The following is a 13,318-nucleotide window of genomic DNA, read 5'->3' on the forward strand; positions in this document are numbered from 1 at the left end:
GTTTAGATGCCGCGCAGTCTCAAGAAGGGACCCTTCGTCGACGGACACCTCATCAAGAAGGTGGACGCTCAGAACGAAGCTGGTACCAAGAACGTCATCAAGACCTGGTCCCGTCGCTCGATGATCATCCCGGCCATGCTGGGTCACACCATCGCGGTGCACAACGGCAAGACCCACGTCCCGGTGTTCGTCACCGAGTCGATGGTCGGCCACAAGCTCGGCGAGTTCTCGCCGACTCGCACCTTCCGCGGCCACGTCAAGGACGACCGGAAGTCGAAGCGCCGCTAAAGGCGGGGTGGTTACGACTATGACTTACACCGAAGGGACAACCATGGAAGCCAGGGCCCAGGCGCGGTACATCCGCGTCACGCCCATGAAGGCCCGCCGCGTGGTGGACCTTATCCGTGGCATGGATGCCACGGAGGCTCAGGCGGTCCTGCGTTTCGCCCCGCAGGCCGCGAGCGTGCCGGTCGGCAAGGTGCTGGACAGCGCCATTGCCAACGCCGCACACAACTACAACCACCCGGACGCTTCTTCGCTGTTCATCAGCGAGGCGTTCGTGGACGAGGGTCCGACCCTGAAGCGGTTCCGTCCGCGTGCCCAGGGCCGTGCCTACCGGATCCGCAAGCGGACCAGCCACATCACCGTGGTCGTCAGCAGCAAGGAAGGTTCCCGGTAATGGGCCAGAAGGTAAACCCGCACGGGTTCCGGCTCGGCATCACCACCGACTTCAAGTCGCGTTGGTACGCCGACAAGCTGTACAAGGACTACGTCAAGGAAGACGTCGCCATCCGTCGGATGATGACGTCCGGCATGGAGCGCGCCGGCATCTCGAAGGTTGAGATCGAGCGCACCCGTGACCGCGTGCGTGTGGACATCCACACCGCTCGTCCGGGCATCGTCATCGGCCGCCGTGGCGCCGAGGCCGACCGCATCCGCGGTGACCTCGAGAAGCTCACGGGCAAGCAGGTCCAGCTGAACATCCTCGAGGTCAAGAACCCCGAGCTCGACGCTCAGCTGGTTGCCCAGGCCGTTGCCGAGCAGCTCTCCTCCCGCGTCTCCTTCCGTCGTGCCATGCGCAAGAGCATGCAGGGCACGATGAAGGCCGGCGCCAAGGGCATCAAGATCCAGTGTGGCGGCCGTCTCGGCGGCGCCGAGATGTCCCGCTCCGAGTTCTACCGCGAGGGTCGTGTGCCGCTGCACACGCTGCGCGCGAACGTGGACTACGGCTTCTTCGAGGCCAAGACCACCTTCGGCCGTATCGGTGTGAAGGTCTGGATCTACAAGGGCGACGTCAAGAACATCGCCGAGGTTCGCGCCGAGAACGCTGCGGCCCGTGCGGGTAACCGCCCGGCCCGTGGTGCCGGCGCTGGCGACCGTCCCGCCGGCCGTGGTGGCCGTGGTGGCGAGCGCGGCGGCCGTGGTGGCCGCAAGCCGCAGCAGGCTGCTGGTGCCGAGGCCCCCAAGGCCGACGCTCCCGCCGCCGCTCCGGCCGAGAGCACCGGAACGGAGGCCTGACCGACATGCTGATCCCTCGTAGGGTCAAGCACCGCAAGCAGCACCACCCGAAGCGCCGCGGTATGGCCAAGGGCGGTACTGAGGTCTCGTTCGGCGAGTACGGCATCCAGGCGCTGACCCCGGCGTACGTGACGAACCGCCAGATCGAGGCGGCTCGTATCGCGATGACCCGCCACATCAAGCGTGGTGGCAAGGTCTGGATCAACATCTACCCGGACCGTCCGCTGACGAAGAAGCCCGCCGAGACCCGCATGGGTTCCGGTAAGGGTTCTCCCGAGTGGTGGATCGCGAACGTGCACCCGGGCCGGGTCATGTTCGAGCTGTCCTACCCGAACGAGAAGATTGCTCGTGAGGCGCTCACCCGCGCTGCTCACAAGCTTCCGATGAAGTGCCGGATTGTTCGGCGCGAGGCAGGTGAGTCGTGATGGCGACGGGAACCAAGGCGTCCGAGCTGCGTGAGCTCGGCAACGAGGAGCTCGTTGGCAAGCTGCGCGAGGCCAAGGAAGAGCTGTTCAAGCTGCGCTTCCAGGCTGCCACGGGCCAGCTGGAGAACAACGGCCGGCTCAAGTCCGTCCGTAAGGACATCGCCCGGATCTACACCCTGATGCACGAGCGCGAGCTCGGCATCGAGACGGTGGAGAGCGCCTGATGAGCGAGAAGAATGTGACTGAGACCCAGGACCGCGGCTTCCGCAAGACCCGTGAGGGTCTCGTCGTCAGCGACAAGATGGACAAGACCGTCGTCGTCGCCGTCGAGGACCGCGTGAAGCACGCCCTGTACGGCAAGGTCATCCGCCGTACGAACAAGCTCAAGGCTCACGACGAGCAGAACGCTGCCGGCGTCGGCGACCGCGTCCTCATCATGGAGACGCGTCCGCTGTCGGCGAGCAAGCGCTGGCGCATCGTCGAGATCCTCGAGAAGGCCAAGTAAGGAACCTCGCGCAAGCGAGTTCCGCCAGACATAGCCTGGGGGGTTTCCCTCAGGTCAGTTCCGCCAGGCTCGGCGAGGGGCTCCGGTAACGGACCCCTCGCCGGGAACCGGCAGACAATCAGGAGATAGACGTGATCCAGCAGGAGTCGCGACTGCGTGTCGCCGACAACACTGGTGCCAAGGAAATCCTTTGCATCCGTGTTCTCGGTGGCTCCGGTCGCCGCTACGCGGGCATCGGTGACGTCATCGTTGCCACCGTCAAGGACGCGATCCCCGGTGGCAACGTGAAGAAGGGTGACGTCGTCAAGGCGGTCATCGTTCGCACCGTCAAGGAGCGCCGCCGCCAGGACGGCTCGTACATCCGCTTCGACGAGAACGCCGCTGTCATTCTCAAGAACGACGGCGACCCTCGCGGCACCCGTATCTTCGGCCCCGTGGGCCGTGAGCTGCGCGAGAAGAAGTTCATGAAGATCATCTCGCTCGCGCCGGAGGTGCTGTAAGCATGAAGATCAAGAAGGGCGACCTGGTCCAGGTCATCACCGGTAAGGACAAGGGCAAGCAGGGCAAGGTCATCGCGGCCATGCCCAGCGAGAACCGCGTCCTCGTCGAGGGTGTCAACCGGGTCAAGAAGCACACGAAGGCCGGTCAGACCGCTGGTGGTTCGCAGACCGGTGGCATCGTGATCACCGAGGCGCCGGTCCACGTCAGCAACGTTCAGCTGGTCGTGGAGAAGGACGGCCAGAAGGTCGTCACCCGCGTCGGCTACCGCTTCGACGACGAGGGCAACAAGATCCGCGTTGCCAAGCGGACGGGTGAGGACATCTGATGGCTACCACTCCGCGTCTCAAGACGAAGTACCGCGAGGACATCGCGGGCAAGCTGCGTGAGGAGTTCTCCTACGAGAACGTCATGCAGATCCCCGGCCTCGTGAAGATCGTGGTCAACATGGGTGTGGGCGACGCCGCCCGCGACTCCAAGCTGATCGACGGCGCCATCCGCGACCTGACGACGATCACCGGTCAGAAGCCGGCCGTCACGAAGGCCCGCAAGTCCATCGCGCAGTTCAAGCTGCGTGAGGGTCAGCCGATCGGCTGCCACGTCACCCTCCGTGGTGACCGCATGTGGGAGTTCCTGGACCGTACGCTGTCGCTCGCGCTGCCGCGTATCCGTGACTTCCGTGGTCTGTCGCCGAAGCAGTTCGACGGCCGTGGCAACTACACCTTCGGTCTCACGGAGCAGGTCATGTTCCACGAGATCGACCAGGACAAGATCGACCGTACCCGGGGTATGGACATCACCGTGGTCACCACGGCGACCAACGACGACGAGGGCCGTGCCCTCCTTCGTCACCTCGGCTTCCCCTTCAAGGAGGCGTAAGCGAGATGGCGAAGAAGGCTCTCATCGCGAAGGCTGCCCGCAAGCCCAAGTTCGGTGTGCGTGCGTACACCCGCTGCCAGCGCTGCGGTCGCCCCCACTCCGTGTACCGCAAGTTCGGCCTGTGCCGCGTCTGCCTTCGTGAGATGGCTCACCGTGGCGAGCTGCCGGGCGTGACCAAGAGCTCCTGGTAATTCCGCAGGTCCGCAAGGACTTGGGAACTTCCAGGCACTCTCGGTAAGCATCTGGTCGGCGGATGCCCGGCCGCACATGCCTTAGGCTTGTGTGGTTGGGCGTCCGCCGCCCATAACGACTTACTACGCCGTAGGTCCCCGCACCGCACCCGTCCCGCCACTGAGTGGGGAGAGGGATGGCGCATACAGGAAACCCCGGCGAGAGAGGCCGAAGGCCACTTCATGACCATGACTGACCCGATCGCAGACATGCTCACGCGTCTGCGTAACGCTAACTCGGCGTACCACGACACCGTCGTGATGCCGCACAGCAAGATCAAGTCGCACATCGCAGAGATCCTCAAGCAGGAGGGTTTCATCACCGGCTGGAAGGTCGAGGACGCCGAGGTCGGCAAGAACCTCGTCCTCGAGCTGAAGTTCGGGCCGAACCGTGAGCGCTCCATCGCGGGCATCAAGCGGATCTCGAAGCCCGGTCTGCGCGTGTACGCGAAGTCCACCAACCTGCCGAAGGTGCTCGGCGGCCTGGGCGTGGCGATCATCTCCACGTCCCACGGTCTGCTCACCGGCCAGCAGGCAGGCAAGAAGGGCGTAGGTGGGGAAGTCCTCGCCTACGTCTGGTAGTCGGGAACGGAGGAAAAGCAATGTCGCGAATCGGCAAGCTCCCCATCCAGGTTCCCGCCGGTGTGGACGTCACCATCGATGGCCGCACGGTCGCGGTGAAGGGCCCCAAGGGTTCCCTCTCGCACACCGTCGCTGCGCCCATCGCCGTCGCCAAGGGTGAGGACGGCGTTCTGAACGTCATCCGCCCGAACGACGAGCGTCAGAACAAGGCCCTGCACGGCCTGTCCCGCACGCTGGTGGCGAACATGATCACCGGTGTGACCACGGGATACGTCAAGGCTCTCGAGATCAGCGGTGTTGGTTACCGCGTCGCCGCGAAGGGCTCCGACCTGGAGTTCCAGCTTGGCTACAGCCACCCGATCCTGATCGAGGCGCCCGAGGGCATCTCCTTCAAGGTCGAGTCGCCCACCAAGTTCACGGTCGAGGGCATCGACAAGCAGAAGGTCGGCGAGGTCGCCGCCAACATCCGCAAGCTGCGGAAGCCCGACCCGTACAAGGCCAAGGGTGTCAAGTACGCCGGCGAAGTCATCCGCCGCAAGGTCGGAAAGGCTGGTAAGTAGCCATGGCATACGGTGTGAAGATCGCCAAGGGCGACGCGTACAAGCGCGCTGCCAAGGCTCGCCGCCACATCCGCATCCGCAAGAACGTCTCGGGTACGGCGGAGCGTCCGCGCCTCGTCGTGACGCGTTCCAACCGCAACATCGTTGCTCAGGTCATCGACGACCTCCAGGGTCACACCCTGGCGTCGGCGTCGACCCTGGACGCTTCGATCCGCGGTGGCGAAGGCGACAAGAGCGCCCAGGCCCAGGCTGTCGGCGCACTCGTCGCCGAGCGTGCCAAGGCCGCGGGTGTCGAGACCGTCGTGTTCGACCGCGGTGGCAACCGATACGCCGGGCGCATTGCCGCTCTGGCTGACGCCGCCCGCGAAGCCGGGCTGAAGTTCTAAGCCCCGGTTCCGGGACTCACGGACGTAACAGAGAGAGGTAATCCAATGGCTGGACCCCAGCGCCGCGGAAGCGGTGCCGGTGGCGGCGAGCGGCGGGACCGGAAGGGTCGCGACGGTGGCCCTGCCGCCGAGAAGACCGCTTACGTTGAGCGCGTTGTCGCGATCAACCGCGTCGCCAAGGTTGTCAAGGGTGGTCGCCGCTTCAGCTTCACCGCGCTGGTCGTGGTGGGCGACGGTGACGGCACCGTAGGTGTCGGTTACGGCAAGGCCAAGGAAGTTCCCGCGGCCATCGCCAAGGGTGTCGAGGAAGCCAAGAAGAACTTCTTCAAGGTTCCGCGCATCCAGGGCACCATCCCGCACCCGATCCAGGGTGAGAAGGCCGCGGGCGTCGTCCTGCTGAAGCCTGCTTCCCCCGGTACCGGTGTTATCGCCGGTGGCCCGGTGCGCGCCGTTCTGGAGTGCGCCGGCGTTCACGACATCCTGTCGAAGTCCCTGGGCTCCGACAACGCGATCAACATCGTGCACGCGACCGTGGCGGCCCTCCAGGGCCTGCAGCGTCCCGAGGAGATCGCGGCTCGCCGTGGTCTGCCCCTCGAGGACGTCGCCCCCGCGGCCCTGCTTCGTGCGCGTGCTGGGGCGGGTGTCTGATGGCCCGCCTCAAGATCACGCAGACGAAGTCGTACATCGGCAGCAAGCAGAACCACCGCGACACTCTGCGTTCGCTCGGGCTCAAGCGCCTGAACGACGTGGTCGTCAAGGAGGACCGCCCCGAGTTCCGCGGAATGGTGCAGACCGTCCGCCACCTCGTGACGGTTGAGGAGGTTGACTAATCATGGCTGAGAACAGCCCGCTGAAGGCCCACAACCTCCGTCCCGCCCCCGGCGCCAAGACCGCGAAGACCCGTGTCGGTCGTGGTGAGGCGTCGAAGGGTAAGACGGCCGGTCGTGGTACGAAGGGCCAGAAGGCCCGTTACCAGATCCCGCAGCGCTTCGAGGGCGGGCAGATGCCCCTCCACATGCGTCTGCCGAAGCTCAAGGGCTTCAAGAACCCGTTCCGCACCGAGTTCCAGGTCGTCAACCTGGACAAGCTCGGCGCTCTCTACCCCGAGGGTGGAGAGGTCACGGTGGCCGACCTGGTCGCCAAGGGCGCGGTGCGCAAGAACAGCCTCGTCAAGGTCCTGGGCCAGGGCGAGATCTCCGTGGCGCTGACGGTTTCGGTTGACGCCGTCTCCGCCTCCGCCAAGGAGAAGATTGCCGCTGCCGGCGGCACCGTCACCGAGCTCGTCTAAGACGAACGCACGTGACAAATAGCTAAAACCCGACCGGGGGTGCCTCACATATGGGGCATCCCCGGTTGGTCGTTCCACGGGGGGCGCAGTCGCCGGTAAGGTGGCCTGCACCTTTGCTTGTACGTATTCGTCGATCCCTCAGACCGTCACCTCTGACGCAGTAGCGCGGGGGTCGCAGGAGGCACCGTGCTCACCGCGTTCGCCCGGGCGTTCAAGACGCCCGACCTGCGCAAGAAGCTGCTCTTCACGCTCGCCATCATCGTGCTGTTCCGCCTCGGGTCCCACATCCCGGTCCCCGGCGTGAACTACAAGAACGTCCAGTTCTGTGTGGACCAGGCAGGGACCGGCAACAGCCTGTTCGGCCTCGTCAACATGTTCAGCGGTGGCGCGCTGCTGCAGATCACGATCTTCGCGCTCGGAATCATGCCGTACATCACGGCGAGCATCATCCTGCAGCTGCTGACCGTGGTCATCCCGAAGCTGGAGAACCTCAAGAAAGAGGGGCAGTCCGGCACGGCGAAGATCACCCAGTACACGCGTTACCTGACGGTCGCCCTCGCGATCCTCCAGGGCACGGGTCTGGTGGCCACCGCCAAGACGGGTGCGCTCTTCGGCTCCTGCCAGCTCCGCACCGAAATCGTCTCGGACCGCTCGATCTTCACCATGATCACGATGGTGCTCACCATGACCGCCGGCACCTGTGTCGTCATGTGGCTCGGTGAGCTGATCACCGACCGCGGCATCGGCAACGGCATGTCGATCCTCATGTTCATCTCGATCGCGGCCGGATTCATCGGCGCCATGTGGCAGATCAAGCTCCAGGGCAAGATCGCTGATGGCTGGGTCGAGTTCGGCGTGGTGATCCTCGTCGGCCTGGCGATGGTGGCCCTGGTGGTCTTCGTCGAACAGGCGCAGCGCCGGATCCCGGTCCAGTACGCGAAGCGCATGATCGGGCGCCGCGCGTACGGCGGCACCTCGACCTACATCCCGCTCAAGGTCAACCAGGCCGGTGTCATCCCGGTCATCTTCGCCTCGTCGCTGCTCTACATCCCGGCACTGGTCGTGCAGTTCAGCGGCTCGACGGCGGGCTGGGCGACCTGGATCCAGAAGCACTTCGTCAAGGGCGACCACCCTTACTACATCGCGGCCTACTTCCTCCTGATCGTGTTCTTCGCGTTCTTCTACGTGGCGATCTCGTTCAACCCCGAGGAAGTTGCAGACAACATGAAGAAGTATGGTGGGTTCATCCCGGGCATCCGCGCCGGCCGGCCTACCGCCGAGTACCTGAGCTACGTACTCAACCGGATCACCTGGCCGGGGTCGCTGTACCTGGGTCTGATCGCTCTCGTGCCGACAATGGCGTTGGCGGGCTTCGGAGCGAACCAGAACTTCCCGTTCGGCGGGACGAGCATCCTCATCATCGTGGGTGTGGGTCTGGAAACCGTGAAGCAGATCGAGAGCCAGCTCCAGCAGCGTAATTACGAAGGGTTCCTCCGCTGATGCGTATCGTCCTCGTCGGGCCCCCCGGCGCCGGCAAGGGAACACAGGCCGCGTTCCTTGCCAAGAACCTGTCGATCCCGCACATCTCCACGGGCGACCTGTTCCGCGCCAACATCAGCCAGGGCACCGAGCTCGGCAAGAGCGCGAAGTCGTACATGGACGCCGGTGAGCTCGTTCCGGACTCGGTCACCATCGGGATGGCCAAGGACCGGATGGAGCAGCCCGACGCCGAGAACGGCTTCCTGCTCGACGGGTTCCCGCGCAACCTCACCCAGGCCGAGGCGCTCGACGAGATCCTCAAGGCCGCCGGGCTCCACCTCGACGCCGTCCTCGACCTGGAGGTCGAGGAGGACGAGGTCGTCAAGCGCATCGCGGGCCGCCGGACCTGCCGCAAGGACTCGTCGCACGTCTTCCACGTCGCGTACGCGAAGCCGCAGGTCGAGGGGGTCTGCGACCACTGCGGCGGCGAGCTGTACCAGCGCGGTGACGACTCCGAGGACACGGTCCGCAACCGGCTGGCCGTCTACCACGCGGAGACCGAGCCGATCATCGACTACTACAAGGCCCAGGGCCTCGTGTCGACCATCCCCGCCCTCGGTGAGGTCGCGGAAGTCACGCGGCGCGCGATGGACGCCCTGAAGAAGTAGTCCCCATGTTGTGCAGGAACGGCCGCGGTGTCCGAGAGACACCGCGGCCGTACTGTTGAGAAGTCCGATTTCAGAAGGTGGAAGGCCGTTCCATGGTGCAGCTCAAGACGCCCGAGCAGATCGCGAAGATGCGCGAGGCGGGGCTGGTCGTCGCCGCGATCCACGCGGCGACCCGTGAGGCGGCCGTACCGGGCGCCACGACCCGGGACCTGGACATGGTGGCCCGCAAGGTCATCGCCGACGCCGGTGCGAAGTCGAACTTCCTCGGCTACGGCGGTTTCCCCGCGACGATCTGCACGTCGGTGAACGAGGTCGTCGTCCACGGCATCCCGGACGACAAGACGGTCCTCAAGGACGGCGACATCATCTCGATCGACGCGGGCGCGATCGTGGACGGCTGGCACGGGGACGCCGCCTACACGGCGTTCGTGGGCACCGGCCACGCTCCGGAGCTGGTCGAGCTCTCCCGGGTGACCGAGGAGTCGATGTGGGCGGGCATCGCGGCGATGAAGCTCGGCAACCGCCTGGTGGACATCTCCAAGGCGATCGAGAGCTACATCCGCCGCCAGCCGCGTCCGGCCACCGGCAAGTACGGGATCATCGAGGACTACGGCGGTCACGGCATCGGCTCCGAGATGCACATGGACCCCCACCTGCTGAACTACGTGTCGCGCAAGCGGGGCAAGGGCATCAAGCTGGTCCCGGGCGTGTGCCTGGCGATCGAGCCGATGGTCTCGCTGGGCACCGCCCAGACGGAGGTGCTGGCGGACGACTGGACGGTCATCACCACGGACGGCACCTGGTCCTCGCACTGGGAGCACTCCATCGCCCTGACCGAGGCCGGTCCGATCGTGCTGACCAGCCCGGACTGCGGCAAGGCGAAGCTGGCGGAGTACGGGGTCACCACGGCTCCCGACCCGCTCGGTTAATGATCTAGGCTATGGGGCAAACTTTCCGGATTCGTCTTTCTGGGTGCCCTGACGTAGACTGACTCGTCGGCTCTCGTGCATTTCCATGCCCTGCATGGGCACGGAGCTGATCAAGGTAGCCGATTCGAAAGGCGAAGCGTGGCCAAGAAGCAAGGTGCCATCGAGATCGAGGGCACCGTGATCGAGTCCCTCCCGAACGCGATGTTCAAGGTGGAACTCCAGAACGGTCACAAGGTCCTCGCGCACATCAGCGGCAAGATGCGCATGCACTACATCCGTATCCTGCCTGATGACCGGGTTGTCGTGGAGCTCTCCCCGTACGACCTGACGCGTGGCCGGATCGTCTACCGATACAAGTAGATCTTGTCTTCACTCCCGCCTGGGCATCCGTCCCGGCGCGGGTGGTGGCACTGACCCGGAGAACCTCACCAACATGAAGGTCAAGCCGAGCGTCAAGAAGATCTGCGACAAGTGCAAGGTGATCCGCCGTCACGGCCGGGTCATGGTCATCTGCGACAACCTGCGCCACAAGCAGCGCCAGGGCTGACGCACGCCGACCGACCTGCCTTCCGCAGTTCTTCGCGCGACGTAAGAAAACGTACATACGCAGAACCCGCCCAGCCCCGTACGGGGCCGGCGGCACCTCCGGCGGGGGCCGGGGACCCGGACGTACCACCACCCATCAGGAGTGGTCGGCGGTCGGGAACGGTTCTGCGGAAGACCCCCGAACACACAGGAGCCATTGAATGGCACGCGTTTCCGGTGTTGACATCCCGCGCGAAAAGCGTGTGGAGATCGCACTCACCTACGTCTTCGGTATCGGGCGCACCCGGTCCAAGGAGATCCTCGCCTCCACCGGCGTGAACCCGAACACCCGCGTTCGTGACCTGGCCGAAGAGGACCTGGTCAAGATCCGCGAGTACGTGGACGCCAACCTCCGTACCGAGGGTGACCTCCGCCGCGAGATCCAGGCCGACATCCGTCGCAAGGTCGAGATCCAGTGCTACCAGGGCATCCGCCACCGTCGTGGCCTGCCGGTGCACGGTCAGCGCACCAGCACGAACGCGCGTACCCGCAAGGGCCCGCGTCGCGCGATCGCCGGTAAGAAGAAGCCGGGCAAGAAGTAGTCCTGTTCAGCGGTCTTGCGCTGTAGGACCGACCACCTCCCGTAGGAGATTTAGATGCCCCCGAAGGGTCGTCAGGGCGCTGCCAAGAAGGTGCGCCGCAAGGAAAAGAAGAACGTCGCTCACGGGCACGCCCACATCAAGAGCACGTTCAACAACACCATCGTCTCGATCACGGACCCCTCGGGCAACGTGATCTCCTGGGCCTCCGCCGGCCACGTCGGCTTCAAGGGCTCGCGCAAGTCCACCCCCTTCGCCGCGCAGATGGCCGCCGAGTCGGCCGCCCGTCGCGCGCAGGAGCACGGCATGCGCAAGGTTGACGTCTTCGTCAAGGGTCCGGGCTCCGGCCGCGAGACCGCGATCCGCTCCCTGCAGGCCACCGGCCTGGAGGTCGGCTCCATCCAGGACGTCACCCCCACCCCGCACAACGGCTGCCGTCCGCCGAAGCGCCGCCGCGTCTGACGCGACGGACGCGCCTGTGCGTCTTTGAGTGTCCGGGCGGTACGACCCCTTCGGGGGCCGTGCCGCCCGTACCCTTGCAGTACCCAGCAGTACATGTCGGGCGTCAAATAGTGGGCGTCCACGACTGAAGGAACACAGACATGCTTATCGCTCAGCGTCCCTCGCTGACCGAAGAGGTCGTCGACGAGTACCGCTCGCGGTTCGTGATCGAGCCGCTGGAGCCGGGCTTCGGCTACACCCTCGGCAACTCCCTGCGCCGTACGCTCCTGTCCTCGATCCCGGGTGCCGCCGTCACCAGCATCCGCGTGGACGGCGTCCTGCACGAGTTCACCACCGTGCCGGGTGTCAAGGAAGACGTCACCGACATCATCCTCAACATCAAGCAGCTGGTCGTCTCCTCGGAGCACGACGAGCCGGTCGTGATGTACCTGCGCAAGCAGGGTCCCGGCCTGGTCACCGCTGCCGACATCGCGCCCCCGGCCGGCGTCGAGGTGCACAACCCGGACCTCGTCCTCGCCACGCTCAACGGCAAGGGCAAGCTGGAGATGGAGCTGACCGTCGAGCGCGGCCGCGGCTACGTCTCCGCCGTCCAGAACAAGCAGCTGGGCCAGGAGATCGGCCGGATCCCGGTCGACTCGATCTACAGCCCGGTCCTCAAGGTCACCTACAAGGTCGAGGCGACCCGAGTCGAGCAGCGCACCGACTTCGACAAGCTGATCGTCGACGTCGAGACCAAGCAGGCCATGCGCCCGCGCGACGCCATGGCGTCCGCCGGCAAGACCCTGGTCGAGCTGTTCGGTCTGGCCCGCGAGCTCAACATCGACGCCGAGGGCATCGACATGGGCCCGTCCCCGACGGACGCCGCCCTGGCCGCCGACCTGGCGCTGCCGATCGAGGAGCTGGAGCTCACCGTTCGGTCCTACAACTGCCTCAAGCGCGAGGGCATCCACTCCGTGGGTGAGCTCGTCGCCCGCTCCGAGGCGGACCTGCTCGACATCCGCAACTTCGGTGCGAAGTCGATCGACGAGGTCAAGGCGAAGCTGGCCGGCATGGGCCTGGCCCTCAAGGACAGCCCGCCCGGATTCGACCCGACCGCCGCCGCCGACGCCTTCGGCGCCGACGACGACGCGGACGCCGGTTTCGTCGAGACCGAGCAGTACTAGTCGGCCGGGCTCCGGCCCACCGAGCAGTACTGAGCAGCACCCGTAGAACTTTCCCGCGGCATCCGCCGCGGGGGAACTGACACCGGTACCTGACACGGCCGGTGCAGATATGAAGGAGTAACACCATGCCGCGTCCCGCAAAGGGTGCCCGCCTGGGCGGCAGCGCCGCGCACGAGAAGCACCTCCTCGCGAACCTCGCGAAGGCGCTCTTCGAGCACGGCCGCATCACCACCACCGAGGCCAAGGCCCGTCGCCTGCGTCCCTACGCCGAGCGTCTGGTCACCAAGGCCAAGAAGGGCGACATCCACAACCGTCGCCTGGTGCTGCAGACGATCACGGACAAGAGCATCGTGCACACGCTGTTCACCGAGATCGCCCCGCGCTACGAGAACCGCCCCGGTGGTTACACGCGCATCACCAAGATCGGCAACCGTCGTGGCGACAACGCCCCGATGGCGGTCATCGAGCTGGTCGAGGCCCTGACCGTCGCCCAGCAGGCCACCGGTGAGGCCGAGGCCGCCACCAAGCGTGCCGCGAAGGACGCCGAGGCCGTGGCCGAGGCTCCCGCCGCCGAGGCCGAGGAGACCAAGGAGGCCTGATCCCGCTACGGGATCGAGCTTGC

General features: G+C 65.7%; 25 protein-coding genes. All 25 read left to right on the top strand.

All coding sequences use genetic code 11. The features are described from left to right. Positions 1–6: 6 nt before the first annotated feature. The 25 genes from rpsS to rplQ all read left to right on the top strand — a co-directional run bounded on the left by rpsS (position 7) and on the right by rplQ (position 13,295). Positions 7–288, top strand: a complete 282-nt coding sequence (rpsS, locus tag ACZ4M3_RS04960) for a 30S ribosomal protein S19 (protein WP_043230274.1) — start codon at positions 7–9, stop codon at positions 286–288. Positions 289–331: 43 nt separating this feature from the next. Beyond that, on the top strand, positions 332–679 hold the full coding sequence (gene rplV, locus ACZ4M3_RS04965; protein ID WP_136213228.1) for a 50S ribosomal protein L22: 348 nt from the start codon (positions 332–334) through the stop codon (positions 677–679). Beyond that, on the top strand, positions 679–1,518 hold the full coding sequence (gene rpsC, locus ACZ4M3_RS04970; RefSeq protein ID WP_007265905.1) for a 30S ribosomal protein S3: 840 nt from the start codon (positions 679–681) through the stop codon (positions 1,516–1,518). The genes rplV and rpsC overlap by 1 nt, the downstream gene beginning before the upstream one ends. A gap of 5 nt (positions 1,519–1,523) precedes the next feature. After that, on the top strand, positions 1,524–1,943 hold the full coding sequence (gene rplP / locus ACZ4M3_RS04975; RefSeq protein ID WP_030026326.1) for a 50S ribosomal protein L16: 420 nt from the start codon (positions 1,524–1,526) through the stop codon (positions 1,941–1,943). Then, entirely contained in the window at positions 1,943–2,167 is a 225-nt protein-coding gene (rpmC, locus tag ACZ4M3_RS04980) for a 50S ribosomal protein L29 (RefSeq protein ID WP_008739703.1), read from the top strand. The genes rplP and rpmC overlap by 1 nt, the downstream gene beginning before the upstream one ends. Further along, entirely contained in the window at positions 2,167–2,448 is a 282-nt protein-coding gene (gene rpsQ, locus ACZ4M3_RS04985) for a 30S ribosomal protein S17 (protein WP_053682619.1), read from the top strand. The genes rpmC and rpsQ overlap by 1 nt, the downstream gene beginning before the upstream one ends. Positions 2,449–2,579: 131 nt before the next feature. After that, positions 2,580–2,948, top strand: coding sequence for a 50S ribosomal protein L14 (rplN, locus tag ACZ4M3_RS04990; protein ID WP_003956455.1), 369 nt, complete (start codon positions 2,580–2,582; stop codon positions 2,946–2,948). Between the two features lie 2 nt (positions 2,949–2,950). Continuing rightward, the gene (rplX, locus tag ACZ4M3_RS04995) at positions 2,951–3,274 is read left to right on the top strand and encodes a 50S ribosomal protein L24 (protein ID WP_136213229.1); all 324 of its coding nucleotides are present in this window, start codon (positions 2,951–2,953) and stop codon (positions 3,272–3,274) included. Then, positions 3,274–3,825, top strand: coding sequence for a 50S ribosomal protein L5 (gene rplE, locus ACZ4M3_RS05000; protein WP_030298216.1), 552 nt, complete (start codon positions 3,274–3,276; stop codon positions 3,823–3,825). Before rplX ends, rplE begins: the two co-directional genes overlap by 1 nt. 5 nt (positions 3,826–3,830) lie before the next feature. Next, positions 3,831–4,016 carry a type Z 30S ribosomal protein S14 gene (locus ACZ4M3_RS05005; protein ID WP_003956452.1) on the top strand — a complete coding sequence of 62 codons (186 nt, stop codon included), beginning with the start codon at positions 3,831–3,833 and terminating at the stop codon, positions 4,014–4,016. 222 nt (positions 4,017–4,238) lie between these two features. After that, positions 4,239–4,637, top strand: a complete 399-nt coding sequence (gene rpsH / locus ACZ4M3_RS05010) for a 30S ribosomal protein S8 (protein WP_007265911.1) — start codon at positions 4,239–4,241, stop codon at positions 4,635–4,637. Positions 4,638–4,657: 20 nt separating this feature from the next. Beyond that, a complete protein-coding gene (gene rplF / locus ACZ4M3_RS05015; RefSeq protein ID WP_053682616.1) occupies positions 4,658–5,197 on the top strand; it encodes a 50S ribosomal protein L6 in 540 nt (179 codons plus the stop codon). A gap of 2 nt (positions 5,198–5,199) precedes the next feature. Next, positions 5,200–5,583 (top strand): 50S ribosomal protein L18, encoded by a 384-nt coding sequence (gene rplR / locus ACZ4M3_RS05020; RefSeq protein ID WP_030026334.1) that lies wholly within the window; start codon positions 5,200–5,202, stop codon positions 5,581–5,583. 45 nt (positions 5,584–5,628) lie between these two features. Next, positions 5,629–6,231 carry a 30S ribosomal protein S5 gene (gene rpsE / locus ACZ4M3_RS05025; protein WP_190183000.1) on the top strand — a complete coding sequence of 201 codons (603 nt, stop codon included), beginning with the start codon at positions 5,629–5,631 and terminating at the stop codon, positions 6,229–6,231. Beyond that, positions 6,231–6,413 carry a 50S ribosomal protein L30 gene (gene rpmD / locus ACZ4M3_RS05030; protein WP_053682614.1) on the top strand — a complete coding sequence of 61 codons (183 nt, stop codon included), beginning with the start codon at positions 6,231–6,233 and terminating at the stop codon, positions 6,411–6,413. Before rpsE ends, rpmD begins: the two co-directional genes overlap by 1 nt. A gap of 2 nt (positions 6,414–6,415) precedes the next feature. Continuing rightward, on the top strand, positions 6,416–6,871 hold the full coding sequence (gene rplO / locus ACZ4M3_RS05035; RefSeq protein WP_030154704.1) for a 50S ribosomal protein L15: 456 nt from the start codon (positions 6,416–6,418) through the stop codon (positions 6,869–6,871). Between the two features lie 186 nt (positions 6,872–7,057). After that, entirely contained in the window at positions 7,058–8,371 is a 1,314-nt protein-coding gene (secY, locus tag ACZ4M3_RS05040; protein WP_190183002.1) for a preprotein translocase subunit SecY, read from the top strand. Then, a complete protein-coding gene (locus ACZ4M3_RS05045; protein WP_467730266.1) occupies positions 8,371–9,018 on the top strand; it encodes an adenylate kinase in 648 nt (215 codons plus the stop codon). The genes secY and ACZ4M3_RS05045 overlap by 1 nt, the downstream gene beginning before the upstream one ends. Positions 9,019–9,110: 92 nt before the next feature. Further along, positions 9,111–9,947: a type I methionyl aminopeptidase gene (gene map, locus ACZ4M3_RS05050; protein ID WP_453409000.1), complete on the top strand. Its 837-nt coding sequence runs from the start codon at positions 9,111–9,113 to the stop codon at positions 9,945–9,947. Between the two features lie 138 nt (positions 9,948–10,085). Beyond that, a complete protein-coding gene (infA, locus tag ACZ4M3_RS05055) occupies positions 10,086–10,307 on the top strand; it encodes a translation initiation factor IF-1 (protein ID WP_003956442.1) in 222 nt (73 codons plus the stop codon). Between the two features lie 73 nt (positions 10,308–10,380). Continuing rightward, a complete protein-coding gene (gene rpmJ / locus ACZ4M3_RS05060; protein WP_003956441.1) occupies positions 10,381–10,494 on the top strand; it encodes a 50S ribosomal protein L36 in 114 nt (37 codons plus the stop codon). A gap of 199 nt (positions 10,495–10,693) precedes the next feature. Beyond that, positions 10,694–11,074 carry a 30S ribosomal protein S13 gene (gene rpsM / locus ACZ4M3_RS05065; RefSeq protein WP_030710357.1) on the top strand — a complete coding sequence of 127 codons (381 nt, stop codon included), beginning with the start codon at positions 10,694–10,696 and terminating at the stop codon, positions 11,072–11,074. Positions 11,075–11,128: 54 nt separating this feature from the next. Beyond that, complete coding sequence (rpsK, locus tag ACZ4M3_RS05070) at positions 11,129–11,533, top strand: 30S ribosomal protein S11 (protein ID WP_003956432.1); 405 nt, start codon at positions 11,129–11,131, stop codon at positions 11,531–11,533. A gap of 140 nt (positions 11,534–11,673) precedes the next feature. Next, a complete protein-coding gene (locus tag ACZ4M3_RS05075) occupies positions 11,674–12,696 on the top strand; it encodes a DNA-directed RNA polymerase subunit alpha (protein WP_007265920.1) in 1,023 nt (340 codons plus the stop codon). 125 nt (positions 12,697–12,821) lie between these two features. Continuing rightward, a complete protein-coding gene (rplQ, locus tag ACZ4M3_RS05080) occupies positions 12,822–13,295 on the top strand; it encodes a 50S ribosomal protein L17 (RefSeq protein WP_453356544.1) in 474 nt (157 codons plus the stop codon). Positions 13,296–13,318 lie beyond the last annotated feature (23 nt).

The sequence above is a fragment of the Streptomyces sp. NPDC026522 genome (assembly GCF_055567555.1).